Below are 20,166 nucleotides of genomic sequence, written 5' to 3'. Positions count from 1 at the left end.
GACTCCCGGAAGCGTAGCGCCGACGCGAAGACCCCTGTCGGGCCAGGACGTCCGACAGGGGTCTTCGCAGGCAGCAGCGGTCAGCGCGCCAGACGGATCAGAAGGCCGCCTCGTCCAGCTCCATCAGGGAGTTGTCGACCGACTCGGCGAGACCTCGCTGCACCGAGACGCCCGGCAGGACGTTGTGCGCGAAGAACTTCGCCGCGGCGATCTTGCCCTGGTAGAAGGGCACATCCTTGGCGGAGGCACCGGCCAGCTTCTCCGCCGCGACGGCCGCGCCCTTGAGCAGCAGGTAGCCGATCACGACGTCGCCGGAGGCCAGCAGCAGGCCGGTGGTGTTGAGGCCGACCTTGTAGATGGACTTGACGTCCTTCTCGGTGGCCGCGAGGTCGGACAGCATCGCTCCGACGATCGCCTCCAGGTCCACGGCCGCCTTGGACAGCTCCTCGCGGGCATCGGCCAGCTCCTCGCCGCCGACACCCCCGGCCAGGAACTTCTTGATCTCTTCGGAGAGGGCGGTCATCGCCTGGCCCTGGTCACGGACGATCTTCCGGAAGAAGTAGTCCTGGCCCTGGATGGCGGTGGTGCCCTCGTAGAGAGTGTCGATCTTGGCGTCCCGGATGTACTGCTCGATCGGGTACTCCTGCAGGTAGCCGGAACCACCGAAGGTCTGCAGGGACTGGGCGAGCTGCTCGTAGGACTTCTCCGAGCCGTAGCCCTTCACGATCGGCAGGAGCAGGTCGTTGAGGCGGGCCTCGGCGGAGGAGTCCTCGCCCGCGGCCTGCTTGACCAGGATCTCGTCCTGCACGGAAGCGGTGTAGAGGACCAGCGCGCGCATGCCCTCGGCGTACGCCTTCTGCGTCATCAGCGAGCGGCGCACGTCCGGGTGGTGCGTGATGGTGACGCGCGGCGCGGTCTTGTCGGTGAAGGCGGCCAGGTCCGGGCCCTGCACACGCTCCTTGGCGTACTCCAGGGCGTTCAGGTAGCCGGTGGACAGGGTGGCTATGGCCTTCGTGCCGACCATCATCCGGGCGAACTCGATGATCATGAACATCTGGCGGATGCCGTCGTGCTTGTCACCGATGAGCCAGCCCTTGGCCGGGTGGCGGTCGCCGAAGGTCATCTCGCAGGTGTTGGAGGCCTTGAGGCCCATCTTGTGCTCGACGTTGGTGGCGTAGACGCCGTTGCGCTCGCCCAGCTCGCCGGTCTCGAAGTCGAACTCGTACTTCGGCACGAGGAAGAGGGACAGGCCCTTGGTGCCCGGGCCGGCGCCCTCGGGGCGGGCGAGGACGTAGTGAATGATGTTCTCGGACATGTCGTGCTCGCCCGAGGTGATGAACCGCTTCACACCCTCGATGTGCCAGGAGCCGTCATCCTGCTGGACAGCCTTGGTGCGGCCGGCGCCCACGTCCGAGCCGGCGTCCGGCTCGGTCAGCACCATGGTGGAGCCCCACTGCTTGTCGACCGCGAGCTTCGCGATGTGGCGCTGCTCCTCGGTGCCCTCCTCGTAGAGCACACCGGCGAAGGCCGGGCCCGAGGCGTACATCCACACAGCGGGGTTCGAACCGAGGATGGTCTCGGCGAAGCCCCACAGCAGCGAGCGCGGGGTGGTGGTGCCGCCCAGCTCCTCCGGGATGCCGAGACGCCACCACTCCGCGTCCATGTACGCCTGGTAGCTCTTCTTGAAGGTGTCCGGGACGGGCGCGGTGTTGGTGTCGGGGTCGAAGACCGGAGGGTTGCGGTCGGCGTCCGCGTAGGAGTCGGCCAGCTCGTTCTCGGAGAGCCGGGCGATCTCGGACAGGACGCTCTTGGCGGTCTCGGTGTCCATCTCCGCGAACGGACCGGTGCCGTACACGCTGTCGCGCCCGAGCACCTCGAAGAGGTTGAACTCGATGTCGCGGAGATTCGACTTGTAGTGCCCCATGGCGACGGCTCCGTAATGCTCGGGTAGGTACAGGGTGGGCTAGTCAGAATGATGCTACCCGTCGGTAATAAGAAGCAAGCCCTAACGGTCCAACTGTGACTCAGTACCCTTTGGGGCATGTACGGCTACGACCAGAACGTGGGTGCAGGGCAGGGGTACGCCGCCCCGCCGCCGCAGCAAGTACCCGGTGGCTACGGTGCGCAACCGCTGTATCCCGAACCGTCACCACCCTCGCTCGCGGACGCGGTGCGCGCCTTCACGACCGGGTCGATGTCGGCCGAGGACTTCCAGGGGATCCTGTCGACCTCGAAGGTCTACTGCCCCCGGGGTGAGGGGCCGGGCTTCCTGGCGCTGCACAACACGCAGCAGCCGGTGATCCCGATGTTCACCTCGCTCAAGGAGTTGAGGGGCTACGCGGGCAAGGAGTCGAAGTACTTCGTGATCTCGGGCGCGGAGGTGCTCGACCTGCTGCCGACGGGGTACGGCTTCGTGCTCGACATGGAGGGTGATCACCGGATGGTCTTCGACGCGAAGGCCGTGGAGCAGATGGTGGACTTCGCGATGCGCCGTATGTACGGCTAGCCGGGTGCCCCCCGGGGCTGCCGACACCGTGCGGGGCCCGACCGGTCCGGTCGCACCGACCGGACCATTGTTCATGCGGCTGTACGGCCGCCGCCCCTTGGAGCCCGCCACGAGGGCCCGCCGCGATCAGCGGCGGGCCCTCTCGCATGCCCGGGTCATGTCCGGGGGTGGGCCCGGAGTGTGCCCGGGAATACCGCACGCCTTGCTAGATGTTCACCATTCAACTAAATTCGGGGGCGAGATTCGAGGAGGCCGTCATGCCTGCTGTAACCGTCGAGAACCCGCTGACCCTGCCGCGCGTGTCCGCGCCGGGCGGACAGTCTCGTCCCGTGCTCGGCGTCTCCACCGCTCCCAGCGGCTTCGAGGGCGAGGGCTTCCCCGTCCGCCGGGCCTTCGCCGGGATCGACTACCAGCACCTCGACCCGTTCATCATGATGGATCAGATGGGCGAGGTGGAGTACGCGCCGGGCGAGCCGAAGGGCACCCCGTGGCACCCCCACCGTGGCTTCGAGACGGTGACCTATCTGATTGACGGAACGTTTGTCCACCAGGACTCGCACGGCGGCGGCGGAGTCATCAACGGTGGGGACACCCAGTGGATGACCGCGGGTTCCGGGCTGCTGCACATCGAGGCACCGCCGGAGTCGCTGGTGACCAGCGGAGGTCTCTTCCACGGCCTGCAGCTGTGGGTGAACCTGCCGCGCAAGGACAAGATGATGCCGCCGAGGTACCAGGACATCGGCGGCGGCCAGGTCAAGCTGCTGACCTCCGCCGACGGTGGGGCGCTGCTGCGGCTGATCGCCGGCGACATCGACGGCCACCGGGGGCCGGGCGCGACCCATACGCCGATCACGATGATCCACGCCTCGGTCAGTCCCGGCGCGGAGCTGACGCTGCCGTGGCGGCCGGACTTCAACGCCCTGGCGTACGGGCTGGCCGGGCGCGGCACGGCGGGCACGGAGGGGCGGCCGTTCCGTATGGGTCAGTCGGTGGTGTTCGGTCCCGCCGGGGCCCGGTCGAAGGACGGGGCGGACGTGCTGACGATCCGCGCCGACACCTCGCAGGAGTCGCGCAGCCCGAACTTCGAGGTCGTGCTGCTGGGCGGCACGCCGATCCGCGAGCCGATGATGCAGTACGGGCCGTTCGTGATGAACACCCGCACGGAACTGGCCGAGGCCTTCGAGGACTTCCAGGCGGGCCGTCTCGGCGAGATCCCCACGGCGGGCTGACGCCCGGGGCGGCGGGGCGCGGCCGGGAAGTGACGCCCCGTCACCCACACGGCCGCGCTGGGCAGGAGGCCCCGGCGCGGCCGTGATGGGCTGAGGCGGTGCAGACCGAGCCGCCACTGCTGCCCCGCGGAGCCCGGCGGACGGCTGCCTGGTGTGCTGTGGTGCTGCTGGTCGCCGGGGTCGGGGCGCTGGCGATCTGGCTCTGCGTCGAGCTCTCCACCGCGGTCACGCCCGTACTGCTCGCGCTGCTCGGCACCGCGCTGCTCGGGCCGCTGCACCGCCGGCTGGTCAAAATGAAGGTCCGCCGCTCGTTGGCCGCCGCTCTGACCTGTGTGGCGCTGGTCGCGGTGGTCGGCGGGGCGGGATACGTCGTGGCCGCCGTGCTGGTCGACAGCGGTGACCAGATCATCGCCTCGCTCAAGGAGGCGGCCAAGGACCTGACGGACCGCTTCGGCGCCGCGGGCACGTCACTCGACGACCTGGCGTCCAACGGCAAGGAGCTGTTCGGCAAGTTCGGCGGAACGGCCGCGTCCGGGCTGCTGACCGGGGTCAGTGTCGTAGGCCATCTGTTCGCCACGGCCGTACTGGCCCTGTTCCTGACCTTCTTCTTCCTGCGCGACTCCCACCTGGCGGCCCCGCTCGTGCGCGCCCTGGCGCCCGGCGCCACGGGCCCGCAGATGGAGGTCTTCGCGCGGCGTGCCTTCGGGGCCGTCGAGGGCTTCATGCGCGGCACCACCCTCATCGCGCTCATCGACGGGATCTTCATCACCGTCGGGCTGCTGATTCTGCGCGTACCGGGCGCGCTGGGCCTCGGTGCGCTGGTCTTCGTCGGCGCCTACATCCCCTACCTCGGCGCCTTCATCTCCGGCACGGTGGCGATTCTCGTCGCGCTCGCCGACCGCGGATTCGTCATCGCCGTGTGGGTGCTGGGCGTGGTCCTGGCGGTGCAGCTGCTCGAGGGGCATGTGCTGCAGCCGGTGATCCAGAGCCGGATGGTCCGGATGCACCCGGCGATGGTGATGATCGCGATCACCTCGGGCGCCGCGGTCGCCGGAGTCCTGGGGATGCTGCTGGCCGTGCCGATCGCCGCGGCCGCCTTCGGTGTGATCTCCGAGCTCCGGGACCGTTACGCGGCGGGTTCCGCCCCTCCCGACGCGTCCCCCTCCGATCCGTCCGATCCGTCCGATCCGTCCGATCCGGCCGATCCCTCCGGCTCCTCGTAGAGCTCGAACCAGATGCACTTGCCCTCGCCCCGCGGGTCCACGCCCCAGGAGTGGGCCAGCTCCTGCATCAGCACCAGACCGCGGCCGGACGAGGCCATCTCGCCGGGGTGGCGGCGGTGCGGCAGCGCGTCGCTGCCGTCGGCGACATCCACGCGCAGTCGCCGCTCGCCCCGCTCGCCGACGATCTCGGCGACCATGAGCGCGTCGCCGTCGGTGTGCAGCAGGACGTTGGTGACCATCTCGGAGACCATCAGCGCGGCCGAGTCCACCTGTTCCGCGTCGGCCCAGTCGTGCAGCAGCTCCCGCAGCTGCTGCCGTACGCCGGAGACCCGCTCGGGCTCCGCCTGGTCGATGGTGAGGACCGTCCGCCGGAGCGGCCGTGGCACCACGGCGTCCTCGGCGGGGAGGCAGCCGCCGCCCGGTGCCGTCCGGCAGAGCAGCAGCAGCGCGATGTCGTCCTCGCGGCGGTCGGCGAGCGGCCCGGTGGTGTGGTGTGAGGGCGGCCCGTGCACGGCCTGCACCAGGCCGTCGGCCAGCGACTCCAGGTTCTCCCCCGCATGCTGCTCGATGACGGAGCGCAGCCGCCGCCAGCCGCTCTCCAGATCGTGCCCGCCGGTCTCGATCAGCCCGTCCGTGCACACCATCAGCAGCTCGCCGGGTTCGAGCTCCAGCCGGGTGGTCGGGTAGTCGCTGTCCGGGTCGATGCCCAGCGGCAGACCGCCCGCCGTCGGCCGGATCAGCATGGTGCCGTCACTCATCCGGGTGGCGATGTCGGGGTGGCCGGCCCGCGCGATGTCCAGGGTTCCGGTCACCGGGTCGACCTCGATATAGAGGCAGGTGGCGAAGCGCGGGTCGGAGCCGGGGCCGCCGTCGCCGCCGCCGTCCGGCCACTGGTCGGCCAGCCCGGCGAAGAAGCGTGAGGCGCGGGAGAGGACCCCGTCGGGGTGGTGGCCCTCGGAGGCGTACGCGCGCAGCGCGATCCGCAGCTGGCTCATCAGACCCGCGGCCCGGACGTCATGCCCCTGCACGTCGCCGATGACCAGGGCTATACGGCCGGACGGCAGCGGGATCATGTCGTACCAGTCGCCGCCGACCTGGAGCCCGCCGCCGGTCGGCACGTACCGCGCGGCCACCGTTATCCCCGGGATGTCCGGCTGCAGGGTCGGCATCATGCTGCGCTGCAGGCCGCTGGCCAGCGCGCGCTCCGACTCCTGGACGCTGGCGCGGGACAGGGCCTGGGCGAGCATCCGGGCGACCGTGGTCAGGACCGAGCGTTCGTCCGGGGTGAAGGCGACCGGGTAGCCGAAGGCGGCCAGCCACGCGCCGATGGTGCGGCCCGCGACGATCAGCGGGAGAAAGGCCCAGGACTGGCGGTGGAACCGCTGGGCGAGCGGCCAGGTGGAGGGGAAGCGGCGCTGGTACTCCTCGGGGCTCGGAAGGTAGATCGCGCGGCCGGTCCGTACGACCTCGGCGGCGGGGTAGTCGGTGTCCAGCGGCATGTGCAGGAAGGGGGCGTCGTCGCCGGCCTCGTATCCGTGGTAACCGGTGATGCTCAGATGGTCGCCCTCCGCCCCGAAGACGGCCAGCCCGTTCGGTGAGAAGCCCGGCATCGAGAGGTTCGCGGCCACCCGCAGCACCTCGGAGGTGGAGCGGGCCTCGGCGAGCGCCCGGCCCGCGTCCAGCAGGAAGGCCTCGCGGGAGCGCCGCCAGTCGCCGGTGACCCCGGTGCGCGCGGCGGTGGTGCCGGGCTGCGGCTCCGGTACCTCCTGGAGGGTGCCGACCAGCTCGAAGTCACTGCCGTGGCGGTAGGGACGGGAGCGGCTGCGGACGATCCGCAGCACCTTCCCGTCACTGCCCATGATCCGCAGTCGGGCCTCCGCCAGGGTCCCCTCGGAGACGGCGAGGTTCACCACGCCGTTGATCTCCACCCAGTCCACGGGGTGGAAGCGGGAGCGCACGGCCGACTCGGACAGGGTGACAGGCGCCGCGGGCAGCCCCAGCAGCCGGGCCGCCTCGGCGTCCAGGTTGACGGTCTCCGAGGCGTTGTCCCAGCGCCAGAGGCCGGTCCCAATGGCGGCCAGGACGTCCTCGGTGCGCATTGGAACACTTTATGTGGAATTCGGCTTCTTTGACGACCGGCCGCAGGCCGGAGGTGTGCCGGTACCCTGGCATACGGCCTATGACTGGCCGGCCCCAGGGCACACCCCGACCACACGACTTGGATGAGCGATGCATCGGTACCGGTCCCACACCTGCGGCGAGCTCCGCGCCGCTGACGTCGGCGCAGACGTACGGCTGAGCGGCTGGCTGCACAACCGGCGGAACCTGGGCGGCATCCTCTTCATCGATCTCCGTGACCACTACGGTCTGGTCCAGCTCGTCGTACGGCCCGACACCCCGGCGTACGAGGCGCTCAGCGGCATCACCAAGGAGACCGTCGTCCGCGTCGACGGCACGGTCCTGGCGCGTGGCGCGGACAACGTCAACCCCGAGCTGCCCACCGGTGAGATCGAGACCGAGGTCACCGAGGTCGAGGTGCTCGGCGCGGCCGACGCGCTGCCCTTCACCGTCTACCCCGAGGACGGGGTCAACGAGGAGCGGCGCCTGGAGTACCGCTTCCTCGATCTGCGCCGCGAGCGGATGCACCGCAACATCATGCTGCGCTCGGCCGTCATCTCGGCCATCCGGCAGAAGATGACCGCGCAGGGCTTCAACGAGATGGCGACCCCGATCCTGTCCGCGACCTCCCCCGAGGGCGCGCGCGACTTCCTGGTCCCCTCCCGGCTGCACGCCGGGAAGTTCTACGCGCTGCCGCAGGCCCCGCAGCAGTTCAAGCAGCTGCTGATGATCGCGGGCTTCGACCGCTACTTCCAGATCGCCCCGTGCTTCCGCGACGAGGACGCCCGCGCCGACCGGTCGCCGGGTGAGTTCTACCAGCTCGACGTCGAGATGAGCTTCGTCGAGCAGGAGGACGTCTTCCAGGTCATCGAGAAGGTCATGACCGAGCTCTTCGAGGAGTTCGGGGGTGGCCGCCACGTCACCTCGCCGTTCCCGCGGATCCCGTTCCGCGAGGCGATCGTGAAGTACGGCACGGACAAGCCGGATCTGCGCGCCCAGCTCGAGCTCGCCGATGTCTCGCACCTCTTCGCCGACAGCGGCTTCAAGGCCTTCGCGGGCAAGCACGTACGGGCCCTCGCGGTGCCGGACACCGCGGACCAGCCGCGCAAGTTCTTCGACCAGATGGGCGAGTTCGCGGTCGAGCAGGGCGCCCAGGGCCTGGCCTGGATCCGGATCGGGGAGGGCAACAAGCTCACCGGGCCGATCGCCAAGTTCCTCACCGAGAGCGATGCCGAGAAGCTCGTCGCCGAGGTCGGCGGCAAGCCCGGCACCGCGGTCTTCTTCGGCGCGGGCGAGTTCGACGACGTCTCGAAGATCATGTCCGCGGTCCGCGTCGAGGCCGCGCGCCGTGCGGGCCACTTCGAGGAGAACGTCTTCCGCTTCTGCTGGATCGTCGACTTCCCCATGTTCGAGCGGAACGAGGAGACCGGGCAGGTCGAGTTCTCCCACAACCCGTTCTCCATGCCGCAGGGCGGCCTCGAGGCGCTCCGCACCAAGGACCCCCTGGACATCCTGGCCTGGCAGTACGACATCGTCTGCAACGGCGTGGAGCTGTCCTCGGGCGCGATCCGTAACCACGAGCCGGAGGTCATGTACGAGGCCTTCCGGATCGCCGGTTACGACAAGGAGGTCGTCGAGCGCGAGTTCGGCGGCATGCTGCGTGCCTTCCACTTCGGCGCCCCGCCGCACGGCGGCATCGCCCCCGGTGTGGACCGCATCGTGATGCTGCTGGCGGATGAGCCGAACATCCGGGAGACGATCTCCTTCCCGCTCAACGGCAACGCGCAGGACCTGCTGATGGGCGCCCCGAGCGAGGTCGACGAGGCCCGTCTGAAGGAGCTCCACATCGCCATCAGCAAGGCGCCGGCCAAGCCGACGCCGTACAAGCCGACGAAGTAGTAGCAGGCAGGGCAGGGAACGCCGAAAGGGCCCGGACCGAGACGGTCCGGGCCCTTCGTGTGCCGGCGCCGTCCGCCGGCGCGGCGGGGAACTATGCGGCGTCGTCCTGCTCGGCGCCGCCGAAGCGCTCACGGTAGGACGCCAGGTCGTCCTCGGTGATCTTCGCGAAGAGCACCGGGGGGACGGTGAAGCCCGTGCCCGCCGGGACGGACTCCAGAGCGCGGGCCTGCTCGGGGCCGACCCAGCGGGCGTCGTCCGACTCGAGCCGGAACGCCGACCGCATGGCCTTCGCCGACGCCGGGATGAACGGCTCGGAGATCACCGCGTAGAGGTGGATCAGGTTCATGGCCGTACGCAGGGTGAGCGCCGCGCCCTCCTGGTCGGTCTTGATCTCCAGCCAGGGCGCCTTCTCCTCCAGATAGGCGTTGCCCGCGCTCCACAGGGCGCGCAGCGAGGCGGCCGCCTTGCGGAACTGGAGGGTGTCCATGTGGCCTTCGTACTCGGCGAGCAGCCGCGCGATCTCCGCGCCCAGCCGCGCCTCCGCCTCTCCGGGCGCCTTGCCCGCCGGCACCTCGTCGCCGAAGCGCTTGCGGGAGAAGGACAGTACGCGGTTGACGAAGTTCCCGAGGGTGTCCGCGAGGTCCTTGTTGACCACCGAGGAGAACAGCTCCCAGGAGAAGGAGGTGTCGTCCGACTCCGGGGCGTTCGCCATCAGGAAGTAGCGCCAGTAGTCGGCGGGCAGCAGCTCCAGCGCGGCGTCCGTGAAGATGCCGCGCTTCTGGGAGGTGGAGAACTTGCCGCCGTAGTAGTTGAGCCAGTTGAAGGCCTTGACGTAGTCGACCTTCTTCCACGGCTCGCGGGTGCCGAGCAGCATGGCCGGGAACATCACCGTGTGGAACGGGACGTTGTCCTTCGCCATGAACTCCGTGTAGCGGACGTCGTCGGCCTCGTACCACCAGGACTTCCAGTCGCGGTTCTCCGGGTCGGCGTCCGCCCACTCCTTCGTCGCACCGATGTACTCGATCGGCGCGTCGAACCAGACGTAGAAGACCTTGCCCTCGGCCGCCAGCTCCGGCCAGGTGTCGGCCGGTACCGGAACGCCCCAGTCCAGGTCGCGGGTGATCGCCCGGTCGTTGAGGCCCTCCGTCAGCCACTTGTGCGCGATGGAGGAGGCGAGGGTCGGCCACTCCTTGCTGCCGTTGCCGTCGAGCCAGGCCTCGACCTCGTGCTGGAGCTTCGACTGGAGGAGGAAGAGGTGCTTGGTCTCGCGGACCTCGAGGTCACTGCTGCCGCTGACCGCGGAACGGGCATCGATCAGGTCGGTCGGATCGAGGACCCGGGTGCAGTTCTCGCACTGGTCGCCGCGCGCCTTGTCGTAGCCGCAGTGCGGGCACGTGCCGACGATGTAGCGGTCGGGGAGGAAGCGGTCGTCCGTGATGGAGAACACCTGGCGGATCGCGCGCTCCTCGATGAAGCCGTTCTCCTTCAGGCTGCGCGCGATGCGCTGGGTGATCTCCACGTTCTCCGGCGAGGAGCTGCGGCCGAAATAGTCGAAGTCCAGCTCGAAGCCGTCGTAGATCGCCTTCTGCACATCGTGCTGCTGGGCACAGAAGGCGTCGACGGGCAGCCCGGCCTCCTTGGCGGCGAGCTCGGCGGGGGTGCCGTGCTCGTCGGTGGCGCAGATGTAGAGCACGTCGTGGCCGCGCCGGCGCAGATAGCGGGCGTAGACGTCCGCCGGGAGCATGGACCCCACCATGTTGCCCAGATGCTTGATCCCGTTGATGTACGGAAGAGCGCTGGTGATGAGGTGTCGAGCCATTGCCGGCTGCTCCCAGGTCGTTACGCGGAGTGATGCCCGTAGTTCATCCGGTACGCAGCTACAGGCTGCCAATATCGTACTGGACCGTCCGGGGCCACCCGCGCGCCCTTTTTTCCGCACGGATGCTGCCCCGTACGGATACGCGCCGGGCGGCCCCGGACCGGTGCGTCAGCGCAGGATCCCGGCCTCCCGGGCAGCGGCCAGCCACTGCGGGAACCCGTCCGTCAGCCGGCTGTAGAGATCGTCGTCGGTGAGGAGCAGCGGGTCGGTGCCGGCGGAGAAGAAGCCGGCGTTGTCGACGGGGCGCTTGTCGGGGACGGCGAGGTCGTCGAGCTTCCGCAGGAAGTCGAAGCCCTTCGCCTCCTGCTCCCCGAAGCCGACGAACTGCCAGAAGATCGGCAGCTTCGCGGCGTCGCACAGCGCCTTCTCGGCGGCGGGCTTGGAGGTGGGGGCACCGTCCGTCTGGAAGATGACGAAGGCGGGGGCGGTGGAGCCGGACTTCCCGTAGTGCTCGACGACGGCCTCGATGGCGCAGTGGTAGTTCGTACGGCCCATGTGGCCGAGGCCCGCGTGCAGGGTCTCGATACGTCCTGAGTGGTCGTCGAGCGAGATGTCGGCGGTGCCGTCGATCTCGGTGGAGAAGAACACGATGGGGACGGTGCCGTCGTCGTCGAGGTTGGCGGAGAGCCCGAGGGCCTGCTCGGCGAGGTGCTGGACGGTGCCGTCCTTGTAGTACCGCCGCATCGACCCGGACCGGTCGAGCACCAGATACACGGCGGCGCGCCGGCCGGCCAGGCCCTGCTTCTGGAGGGCGGAGGCGGCGGACTTGTAGAGGCTGACCAGGGCGGGGGCGGTGGCCTCGACCTTGGCGAGGGAGATCCGGGGGCCGTCGGCGGCGGGGCCCGGCTGGGCGGGGATGCCGGCGCTGCCCGGAGCGGCGGGCTCCGCCGTGGGAGCGGACTCGGGCTGTGCGGGAACGGCCGGCTCCGTGCCGGTCTTCGCGTCCTCGGGCTTGGCCGCCGCCTGCGCCGGGACCGTGGCGGCGGGCGGCTCCTCGGCCGGCTTGGAGGACTTGGTGGGCCCGGTGGACTGGGTTGCCTTAACGGATTTGGCCTGGGCGGGAACGGCCGGTGCCTGGGGAGGCGTGCTCGCCTCCGGGCTCTCGGGCCGCGGCTCCGGGGACGCCGCCTGGGCCGGTACGGAAGCGGTCGTGGACTCCTCGGCGTCCGGCCGGCCTTCCGCGGCGGCCGGCTCGGCCGCGCTCGCGGATGCGGACTCCGGCTTCGACTCGGACTCCGGCTTCGCCTCAGGCTCCGGTTTCGGCTCGACGGGAGCCGCCGGGGCCTCGGCAGCCGGTTCCCCGGTCGCGGAGGCGGGGGCCGCCGACTTCGCCTGGGCCGGGAGCGGCGCCGGCTCACTCGCCGGCTCCTCCTCCGGCTCCTGCTCCCTCTCCGGCGCGGCGACCGGCTTCGCCGCCGACGCGTCGAACGCCGCGAGGAGCGAGGCGGACTCCGCCGTCGACGACGGCTCGCGCTCGGGAGCCGTTCCGGTCGGCGGCTCGCCGGCCGAAGCCCCCTCGCCGGCGGGTGTGGCCTGCGCCGCGGCCGACGGCTCGGCGGCGCGCGCCTCCGGCACCGTCGGTTCGTTCCGGGCCGCCCGCGACCGGCCGAACGCATTCCGCAGCAGACTCCGAATGCCCATGGGAGAAGCCCTTCACATCTATCGGGTGCGATGAATGTCCGAGGTGCGGGGATCGTCCCTGACCGGCGCGGACACGTAAGGCTACTTACCAGAGTTCTAGCCTGGCGCGGGTGGCCTCCGTGAAGATTCGGGCGAGTCGTTCGCCGTCCGGGTGGCCCGGGGCGAAGAGACCCGCCGCGTCTGCCCGTACGACCAGGACTCCGTGCGCGTCGATGACCGGGGACACTCCGCGCGACTCGACGGCGTCCCACCAGGCGTCCAGGTTCCGCCCGAACCAGTCCGGCAGGCCGCACGGCTCCGCGACCGCGTCCCAGAAGGCGTCCAGCGTCGCCGGTGCCCGTCCGCGCAGATCGACTACCAACTCCTCGGCCATGGGCCGGATGCTATCCGCAGGCCCGCGGCAACACCTCTGTGAACGAAGGAACTTACTCCGTCCGCCCGGGATTCATCCCCCGTTAACCAGGAGGCCGCCGGTGTGCGGGTCTACGCCCATAGCGTCACGGCCGACACATTCCGACATCATGTCGGCGCGCAGGCCGCGCCGGTGGAGCCCATACGGAGGGGAAGAAGTGCGCAGACTGCTGCCGCTGATCAGCTCGCACCCGGGCGGACGTTCCGCGATGACCTGCCGCTATCGCTGCGGTGACGCGTGCTTTCACGAAGTCCCGAACAACAGCGCGAACGACTATGTCGGCGACGTCATATCCGGGGCGCTCTCCCGCCGTACCGCGCTGCGCGCCGGCGCGGTCGTGACCGTCGCCGCGGCGGCCGGTGCGACGTCCGTCGGCCGGGCCCCGCAGGCCCGGGCCGCGGGGCCCGCCGCCCCGGCGGCCGAGACCGCCGCACGGCAGGGAGCGAACAGCCCCGCCCGCGGGCTCCGCTTCACCCCGGTCGCGCCGAACACCACGGACGGCGTCACGATCCCCGAGGGCTACGCGAAGAACATCGTGATCCGCTGGGGTGACCCGATCCTGCGCGGCGCGCCCGCCTTCGACCCGGAGAAGCAGTCGGCGAAGGCCCAGGCGGGCCAGTTCGGCTACAACAACGACTACATGGCCGTCCTCGACCTGCCGGGCGAGCTCCACCGCCAACTCCTGGTGATCAACCACGAGTACACCGACGAGCAGCTGATGTTCGCCGGGTACGACCCGGCCGCCCCCACCCGCGAGCAGGCGGAGATCGCCTGGGCCGCGCACGGGCTGTCCGTCCTGGTCGCGGCCGAGGACCCCGAGGCCGGGAAGCTCACCGCGGTCACCCGTCACCACCTCAACCGCCGGATCACCGCGACGACGCCGTTCGAGGTCACCGGCCCCGCCGCCGGAAGCAAGCTGCTGCGCACCTCGGCAGATCCCAAGGGCACCCGTATCCTCGGCACGCTCAACAACTGCGGCGGCGGCATCACCCCGTGGGGCACCGTCCTGTCCGGCGAGGAGAACTTCAACCAGTACTTCGCAGGCGGCGGTTCCGTCACCGACCCGGCCACCGCCGCCCGGCTCAAGCGCTACGGCATCGCCGGCGCCGCCTCCGAGCGCAAGTGGGAGCGCTTCGACAAGCGCTTCGACGTGGCGCAGGAGCCGAACGAGAGCAACCGCTTCGGCTGGGTCGTCGAGATCGACCCGTACGACCCGGACTCGACCCCGCGCAAGCTCACCGCGCTGGGCCGCTTCAAGCACGAGGCCGCCGAGCCGCGTCTCACCGACGACGGACGCGCCGTGCTCTACATGGGCGACGACGAGCGCTTCGACTACTTCTACAAGTTCGTCTCCAGCAAGCGGATGAAGCGGGGCAGCGGCCGGGTCGCCCGTGAGCACAACCGCACGCTGCTGGACGACGGCACGCTCTACGTCGCCAAGTTCACCGGCGACAGCCCGTCCGCCGAGATCGACGGCTCCGGCAAGCTCCCCGAGGACGGCCAGTTCGACGGCTCCGGCGAGTGGATCCCGCTCGCCTCCGGCAGCACCTCCTACGTCGAGGGCATGAGCGCCGACGAGGTCTACGTCTTCACCCGGATCGCCGCTGACAAGGCCGGTGCCACGAAGATGGACCGCCCCGAGGACGTCGAGCCGAGTCCGCGCACCGGCCGCGTCTACATCGCGCTGACCAACAACACCGACCGCGGCAAGCCGGGTAAGGCCGCTGCCGACGAGGCCAACCCGCGCAACGCCAACAAGCACGGCCAGATCCTCGAACTGGCCGAGCAGTGGGACGACCCGGCCGCCCGCCGCTTCAACTGGCGGCTGTTCCTGGTCTGCGGCGACCCGGATGACCCGAGCACCTATTTCGGCGGCTTCCCGAAGGACGAGGTCAGCCCGATCTCCTGCCCCGACAACATCACTTTCGACTCCTACGGCAACCTGTGGATCTCCACCGACGGCAATGCGCTGGGCAGCCACGACGGCCTGTTCGGGGTCGCGACCGCGGGCCGGCGCCGTGGTGAGGTGCGGCAGTTCCTCACCGTGGCCAAGGGCGCCGAGACCTGCGGCCCGATCGTGCAGGACCGGCGCGTGCTGGTCGCGGTCCAGCACCCGGGCGAAGTCGACGGAGCGACCGTCGAGAAGCCCGCCTCGACCTGGCCCGACGGTCCGGGCAAGCTGGTCCGCCCGTCGGTCGTGAGCGTCTGGCGCAAGGACGGCGGCGACATCGGCGCCTGAGACTGACCGGTTCGGGGGGCCGGTCAGTCCTTCCGGGCCTCGGAGAGGCGTCGCTCCGCCGTGCGGAGTGAGCGGCCTCTCCGGGGCGCCCCGGCCCATGGGTCCTCGGACAGCCGTTCGCCGGCCGTGGTCAGGGTCCAGCGGCGGGCGGTGAGAGCGGGGTCGTCCAGTTCCTCGCGGGCGATGGGCATCGCGACCGGAGCGCCGGGCAGGGCCCGCACGGCGTACGGAGCCACCGCTGTCTGGGCGTAGGCGTTGCGCTGGACGTCCGGGTAGACCCGGCCCTTGCGGTCGGTCTTGCGCTGCTCGGTCGTCAGGCGGTCCGGGTGCCGGGCTGCCAGCAGACCGGCCGCGGCGCCGGCGAAGGACCGTACGGCGTCGAACGTCGAGCGCCGGTCCAGCGGGACGACGGCGTGCAGGCCGCTCGAACCGGTCGTCATCAGCAGGGCGGGCAAGCCGAGTTCGTCCAGCAGCGCGCAGACCCGGTGGGCCGCCCACCGTACGTCCTCGAAATCCGCGCCCGGGTGGTCGTCCCCCGAGCCGGAGGCCGGCGAGGGGTCGAGGTCGAAGACCAGCCGGTCGGGGTGGTCGGGCCGGTCCGTGCGGGAGAGCCAGCGGTGCGGGGTGATGCACGCCTGGTCGGCGAGGTAGTCCCCCAGCTACCGCTGGGAGGTGCCCCCAGGGTGGCGGAGTCATCGCACAGCACATGGGTCACCGTGCCTCCCTCCTTGGGCAGCTCGGCACGGTGGACCCAGTCGGGGAAGTAGTCCGGGATGTTCTTCTGGACCAGGCTCTTCCCCCCGATGCCGTCGGGGTGCCGGACCATCATCAGCGGACGCGACCGCAGGTGGGGCAGCATGCGCCGGGAGACGGCGCGATAGTGCTCGACAAGGTCGGCCTTGCTGAATCCGTCGTCGGGGAACAGGACCTTCTGCGGCCGGTGGAGCTCGATGCTCCTTCGGCCGACCCGGATTGCGCGCCGTGAACTCACCTCCGGTGGGTAACCGCTCGGCGCAGGGGCAAACCCGCGTCGTGCCCTGCCCGGCGCGTCCCGTGCCGCTGCCGCGAGCCGGCGCGGTCCGGCGCGGTCCCGCGGCCGTGGGCGAACTCCCCCTGCCGCTCCCCCGGATGGACCGGTCAAAACTCCTCGGTGCCGCGGTGGAGATCGAGGGTGACCAGGACAGCGCGGTGGTCGGTGCCGTCGAGGTCGAGGAAGCGGGCGGCGCGGGGGCGGAAGGCGTCGCTGACCAGAACGTGGTCGATCTGGGTGCCCACGGACCGGCTCGCGGTGTCCGCGGGCCAGGTCGGGGTGCGGTCCGCGCCGAGCAGCCGGGCGCTGTCCCGCATCCCGGATCCCAGTACGGCCCGGAAGACGGCGTGGTCCTGCGAGGCGTTGAAGTCGCCCGCGACGATGGTCGGCAGACCGCCGCGCCGGTCCGCGTAGTCGCGCAGCCGCCCCAGCTCCGTACGCCACAGGTCCAGTTGGCCCGGTACGGGCGGCATGGGGTGGGCGACCTGCATCCGCACCCGCTGCCCGGCCACCTCGGCGACCGCGCCCGGCATGGCGAGCGTGCCGCGCACCCCGGGCTCGTCGGTCAGCGGGTACGTGCTGAGGATCGCGGAGCCCTCGGCGGGCGTACCGGAAACGATGTTCCGGTACGGGTAGGCCTGACGGAGAGCGGGTGAGTCCAGAGCCATGGCGCAGCGGTCGTCGCACTCCTGGACCGACACCAGGGCGGGCTGCTCGCGGCGCAGGGTCTCGAGGAGGTCCGCGGTCGCGCCACCGAATTCGAGGTTGGCGGTGAGGACCGTCAGCCGGGCGGCCAACGGCCCGCGCGGCTCGGCCGGGCCGTCCCCGTACGGCGTGACGAACCAGCAGGTGACGCCGAGGACGGCGAGAGCCCAGGCACAGCCGACGGGCCGGCGCGCGGCGGCGAACAGCAGCAGCCCGAGGCCGGCGGGCACCAGCAGCCAGGGCAGGAACGCCAGCAGCTGCGGGATGGGCGTGACGCCGTCCACCCCGGCGGCGCGGCAGGCGACCGGCACGGTGGTGAGGAGGAGCAGCGTGCCCGCGCACCAGGCGGCTGCGCGGCGGGCGCGGCCGGGCGGCAGCGGGAGCCGGCGGGGGCCGCGTACGGTTCGCGGTGACTCCGCCGACGGTGGTTCCGGTTCGCTCGCTCGCTCTCCGCCGGCCGGTGCTCCGTCGCCCGGTGCTCCGCCTGCCGGGGCTCCGTCCCCCGGTGCCCGGGCCGGGCCCGGCCGGTCCGCCCCGTCCCTGCCCTCCGTCGTCCGACTCGCCCGTGCCGTGCGCGCTTCCGCCTGGTCGGCGGCCGTGCCGGCGGTATCGGCTGCGTCCACGCGCCGCCCTTTCGTCCGGTGCCCGGTCCGGACTCTTCCCGACGAGTCCGGACTCTCCCGTAGAGACGGTGCCACGCGGGGTTCGGGTTGCCGGAGAACCGCCGCGCGCATGCCGCGAAGAAGCGCGGGCAACCGCCACAGCAGGCGGCACGGCAAGGGTGGACGCGGATCCGGCGGACCGGATCCCTATGGACCTGGGAGTCTGCATGGCGCGCACAACCCTGTTCGGCTACACCATCAGCAAGGCGGCCGGTGCGAAGCGAGGGAAGGCCGCGGCACGCGGGGGGAAGGCCACGAGCGGGAGAAAGAAGAGTCCCAGAGCCCGGGGGAAGGTGGCGGAAACCCGGGGGAAGCCGGCGGAACGGCGGGCGAAGCGGGCGAAGGAGGCGAAGAGTGAGAAGGCCCCTCCGGCGCCCCCCGCCCCGCAGATCCCGGCCGTACTGCGGGTGCTCGCGATGCTGGTGGCGTTCGCCGCGATGGTCGCCTTCGCCGTCGTCCTGGCCAAGCTGACCCTGGTCCCCTCCGCGGCTTCAGAGCCGCTGACGCACAGCAATCTCACACCGGGCGACTCCATTCGCAACTACGTGTCGCAGCCCGCCTTCCGCGACACGGTGAAGCAGATCGGCGGCAACATCCTGCTCGGCGTTCCGTTCGGGCTGCTGCTGCCGGTGCTGGTGCCGCGGGCCCGTGGGCTGCTGCGGGTCGGAGCCGCCACGGCGCTGGTGATGGTGCTGGTCGAGCTGACGCAGGGCGCGCTCGTCACCGGACGGGCCTTCGACATCGACGATGTCCTCCTCAACACCCTCGGTGCGCTCCTGGGCTATCTGCTGCTCGGGCGGCGGCTGGGCCGGGCGGTCCACCCGCGCCGCCCGCACTGGTGGCACCGCTACACCCGGCGGCCCGCGGCCGGCTGACCGCCGCCGGCGGCCCCGGACACCGGAGCCTCCCGCGGCCCCGGTGACCGGAGCTCGTCCGCGGCCCCGGCCGCAGGAGCCGTAACGCCCGTTCGGGGAGGCCGTTCCGCCGACTGCCGTCTCTCGCGTGGTGGGCGGCGCGGAGGCACCGCAGCGTGGCGCCATGCAGCCAGCACGCCTCGCCCCCAGCCCGAGCGGACACCAGTCGCGTACGGACCCGCGCGGCGGACCCGCGGCCCGGCCGCTGCTGTGGCTCGCCGGACTCGCCGTTGTCTTCACCCTCGCCCAGCTGGTCCTGGTGGCTCCGGGAATGGGCCTCGGCTGGGACGAGTCGGTGTACATCAGCCAGGTCGGCTCGCAGGCCCCCGCCGCCTTTTTCAGCGCGCCGCGCGCCCGCGGCATCACCTTCCTCGTCGCACCCGTGGCCGGGCTGACCACCTCCGTGGACGCCCTGCGGGTCTATCTCTCCGTCCTCTCCGGCTGCGGGCTTCTGCTCTCCCTCTGGGTGTGGCGGCGGTTGCTGCCGGTCGTGGTGGTGCTGCTGGCCGGGGCGCTGTTCGGGGGGCTGTGGATCACGCTCTTCTACGGGCCGCAGGCCATGCCCAATCTGTGGGTCGCCTACGCGGCACTGCTCGCCACCGGGTGCTTCCTGCGTGCCGTACGGGACCCCGCCGACCGCCGGGCGCTGACCGGCCTGTTCTGCGCGGTCGTCTTCGCCGCCCTGATGCGGCCCGCGGACGCGCTGTGGCTCGCGGCCCCGCTCGCCGTCGCGGCGCTGTGCGTACGGGCCTGGCGTCGGCCGGCCGTGCTGCTCGCCCTCGCGGCCGGTGCGGCGCTGGGCTGCGCGCCATGGATCATCGAGGCGTACGTCGGCTACGGCGGTCTCGCCGCCCGGCTCCGGCGCGCCGGTGAGATCCAGGGCGGCATGGGATGGAAACTCGCCTTCGACGCCCAGCTGCGCGCCATCGAGGGGCGCTCCCTCTGCCGCCCCTGCGACGTTCCGTGGCGGCATCCGGCCACCGCGGCCTGGTGGTTCGCGCTCCCGCTGCTCACCGCGGGCGGCGTGCTGGCCGCGGCGCGCATCCACCGCCTGGCGGTCGCGCTGGTGCCCGCGCTGGCCGGGATCTCGCTCGCGGTGCCCTATCTGCTGCTGATCGACTACGCCGCGCCCCGCTTCCTGCTGCCCACCTACGCCCTGCTGGCGCTGCCCGTCGCGTTGTGTCTCTTCCGGCTGGTGACCGGAGCGCGGCCGCAGTTGCGCCCCCTCGTCGTCGCGGCCGTCGTGCTCGCACTCGCCGGGCACTACGCGGTGCAGTACGCGGTCCTGCACGTCGTCGCTTCCCGGAGCCGCGAGACTCGGGAGGCCGTCGGACGTATCGCCGCCGAGCTGCACCGCGAGGGTCTACGGCCGCCGTGCACGGTCAGCGGCGAGGAAGCCGTCCGGATCGCCTTCAGAACCGGGTGCTCCTCCCGCCAGATCGGCGGCCATGACGGCAGCATCACCCGGGCGGGACTCCTGGAAGCGGCCGGCAGCCGGCCGGTCGCCGTACTGGTGGCCGGCGACCGGGCCGCGCCTTCGTACACCCACGGCTGGCGCGTCCAGGAGCTGCCGCGGCTGGGCGGGCGGGCCGGGTTCCGCGCCTATCTCTCACCGTCCGCTCAGCCCTGAGACGCGGCGGCCGGGGCCGACCGGTCACCCGGTGCGCGGGGCCGGTCACCACTGGCGGCGGGACCGCCCGGTGACCCAA

General features: G+C 71.4%; 13 protein-coding genes and 1 pseudogene. 7 read left to right on the top strand and 7 right to left on the bottom strand.

All coding sequences use genetic code 11. From position 1 onward, the window contains the following. Nucleotides 1–97: 97 nt before the first annotated feature. A complete protein-coding gene (locus ABZW18_RS20155) occupies nt 98–1,924 on the bottom strand; it encodes an acyl-CoA dehydrogenase (protein WP_356189175.1) in 1,827 nt (608 codons plus the stop codon). Nucleotides 1,925–2,041: 117 nt separating this feature from the next. On the opposite strand from ABZW18_RS20155, the gene ABZW18_RS20150 reads away from it, so the two are divergent. The 3 genes from ABZW18_RS20150 (at nt 2,042) to ABZW18_RS20140 (ending at nt 4,958) form a co-directional block, all read left to right on the top strand. After that, complete coding sequence (locus ABZW18_RS20150; RefSeq protein WP_356189173.1) at nt 2,042–2,506, top strand: SseB family protein; 465 nt, start codon at nt 2,042–2,044, stop codon at nt 2,504–2,506. Between the two features lie 257 nt (nt 2,507–2,763). Beyond that, entirely contained in the window at nt 2,764–3,735 is a 972-nt protein-coding gene (locus tag ABZW18_RS20145) for a pirin family protein (protein WP_356189171.1), read from the top strand. A 98-nt stretch (nt 3,736–3,833) separates the two neighbouring features. After that, nucleotides 3,834–4,958, top strand: a complete 1,125-nt coding sequence (locus ABZW18_RS20140) for an AI-2E family transporter (protein ID WP_356189169.1) — start codon at nt 3,834–3,836, stop codon at nt 4,956–4,958. Here the strand turns inward: ABZW18_RS20140 and ABZW18_RS20135 are convergent. Further along, nucleotides 4,862–7,057, bottom strand: a complete 2,196-nt coding sequence (locus ABZW18_RS20135; protein WP_356189167.1) for a SpoIIE family protein phosphatase — start codon at nt 7,055–7,057, stop codon at nt 4,862–4,864. The two genes, ABZW18_RS20140 and ABZW18_RS20135, sit on opposite strands and share 97 nt — an antisense overlap. Nucleotides 7,058–7,187: 130 nt before the next feature. Between ABZW18_RS20135 and aspS the strand changes: the two genes are divergently transcribed. After that, the gene (gene aspS / locus ABZW18_RS20130; RefSeq protein WP_356189165.1) at nt 7,188–8,975 is read left to right on the top strand and encodes an aspartate--tRNA ligase; all 1,788 of its coding nucleotides are present in this window, start codon (nt 7,188–7,190) and stop codon (nt 8,973–8,975) included. 91 nt (nt 8,976–9,066) lie between these two features. Here the strand turns inward: aspS and metG are convergent, their stop codons facing one another. The 3 genes from metG to ABZW18_RS20115 all read right to left on the bottom strand — a co-directional run bounded on the left by metG (nt 9,067) and on the right by ABZW18_RS20115 (nt 12,868). Then, complete coding sequence (gene metG / locus ABZW18_RS20125; protein WP_356189163.1) at nt 9,067–10,794, bottom strand: methionine--tRNA ligase; 1,728 nt, start codon at nt 10,792–10,794, stop codon at nt 9,067–9,069. Nucleotides 10,795–10,962: 168 nt separating this feature from the next. Next, nucleotides 10,963–12,495, bottom strand: a complete 1,533-nt coding sequence (locus ABZW18_RS20120; RefSeq protein WP_356189161.1) for a VWA domain-containing protein — start codon at nt 12,493–12,495, stop codon at nt 10,963–10,965. A gap of 85 nt (nt 12,496–12,580) precedes the next feature. Further along, complete coding sequence (locus ABZW18_RS20115; protein ID WP_356189159.1) at nt 12,581–12,868, bottom strand: barstar family protein; 288 nt, start codon at nt 12,866–12,868, stop codon at nt 12,581–12,583. A 196-nt stretch (nt 12,869–13,064) separates the two neighbouring features. On the opposite strand from ABZW18_RS20115, the gene ABZW18_RS20110 reads away from it, so the two are divergent. Then, nucleotides 13,065–15,146, top strand: coding sequence for a PhoX family phosphatase (locus tag ABZW18_RS20110; RefSeq protein WP_356189157.1), 2,082 nt, complete (start codon nt 13,065–13,067; stop codon nt 15,144–15,146). Nucleotides 15,147–15,169: 23 nt separating this feature from the next. Here the strand turns inward: ABZW18_RS20110 and ABZW18_RS20105 are convergent. Next, nucleotides 15,170–16,137, bottom strand: a pseudogene (locus tag ABZW18_RS20105) (ATP-dependent DNA ligase). A gap of 146 nt (nt 16,138–16,283) precedes the next feature. Further along, complete coding sequence (locus ABZW18_RS20100; RefSeq protein ID WP_356189155.1) at nt 16,284–17,504, bottom strand: endonuclease/exonuclease/phosphatase family protein; 1,221 nt, start codon at nt 17,502–17,504, stop codon at nt 16,284–16,286. A gap of 206 nt (nt 17,505–17,710) precedes the next feature. Between ABZW18_RS20100 and ABZW18_RS20095 the strand changes: the two genes are divergently transcribed. Continuing rightward, nucleotides 17,711–18,418, top strand: a complete 708-nt coding sequence (locus tag ABZW18_RS20095) for a VanZ family protein (protein WP_356189153.1) — start codon at nt 17,711–17,713, stop codon at nt 18,416–18,418. A 163-nt stretch (nt 18,419–18,581) separates the two neighbouring features. Beyond that, entirely contained in the window at nt 18,582–20,087 is a 1,506-nt protein-coding gene (locus ABZW18_RS20090; RefSeq protein WP_356189151.1) for a hypothetical protein, read from the top strand. The last annotated feature ends 79 nt before the right edge of the window (nt 20,088–20,166 follow it).

This window comes from Streptomyces sp. NPDC004647 (assembly GCF_040609575.1).
Lineage (GTDB): Bacteria > Actinomycetota > Actinomycetes > Streptomycetales > Streptomycetaceae > Streptomyces.
The sequence above is the reverse complement of the archived record's forward strand: the minus strand, read 5'-3'. Positions and strand labels throughout refer to the sequence as shown.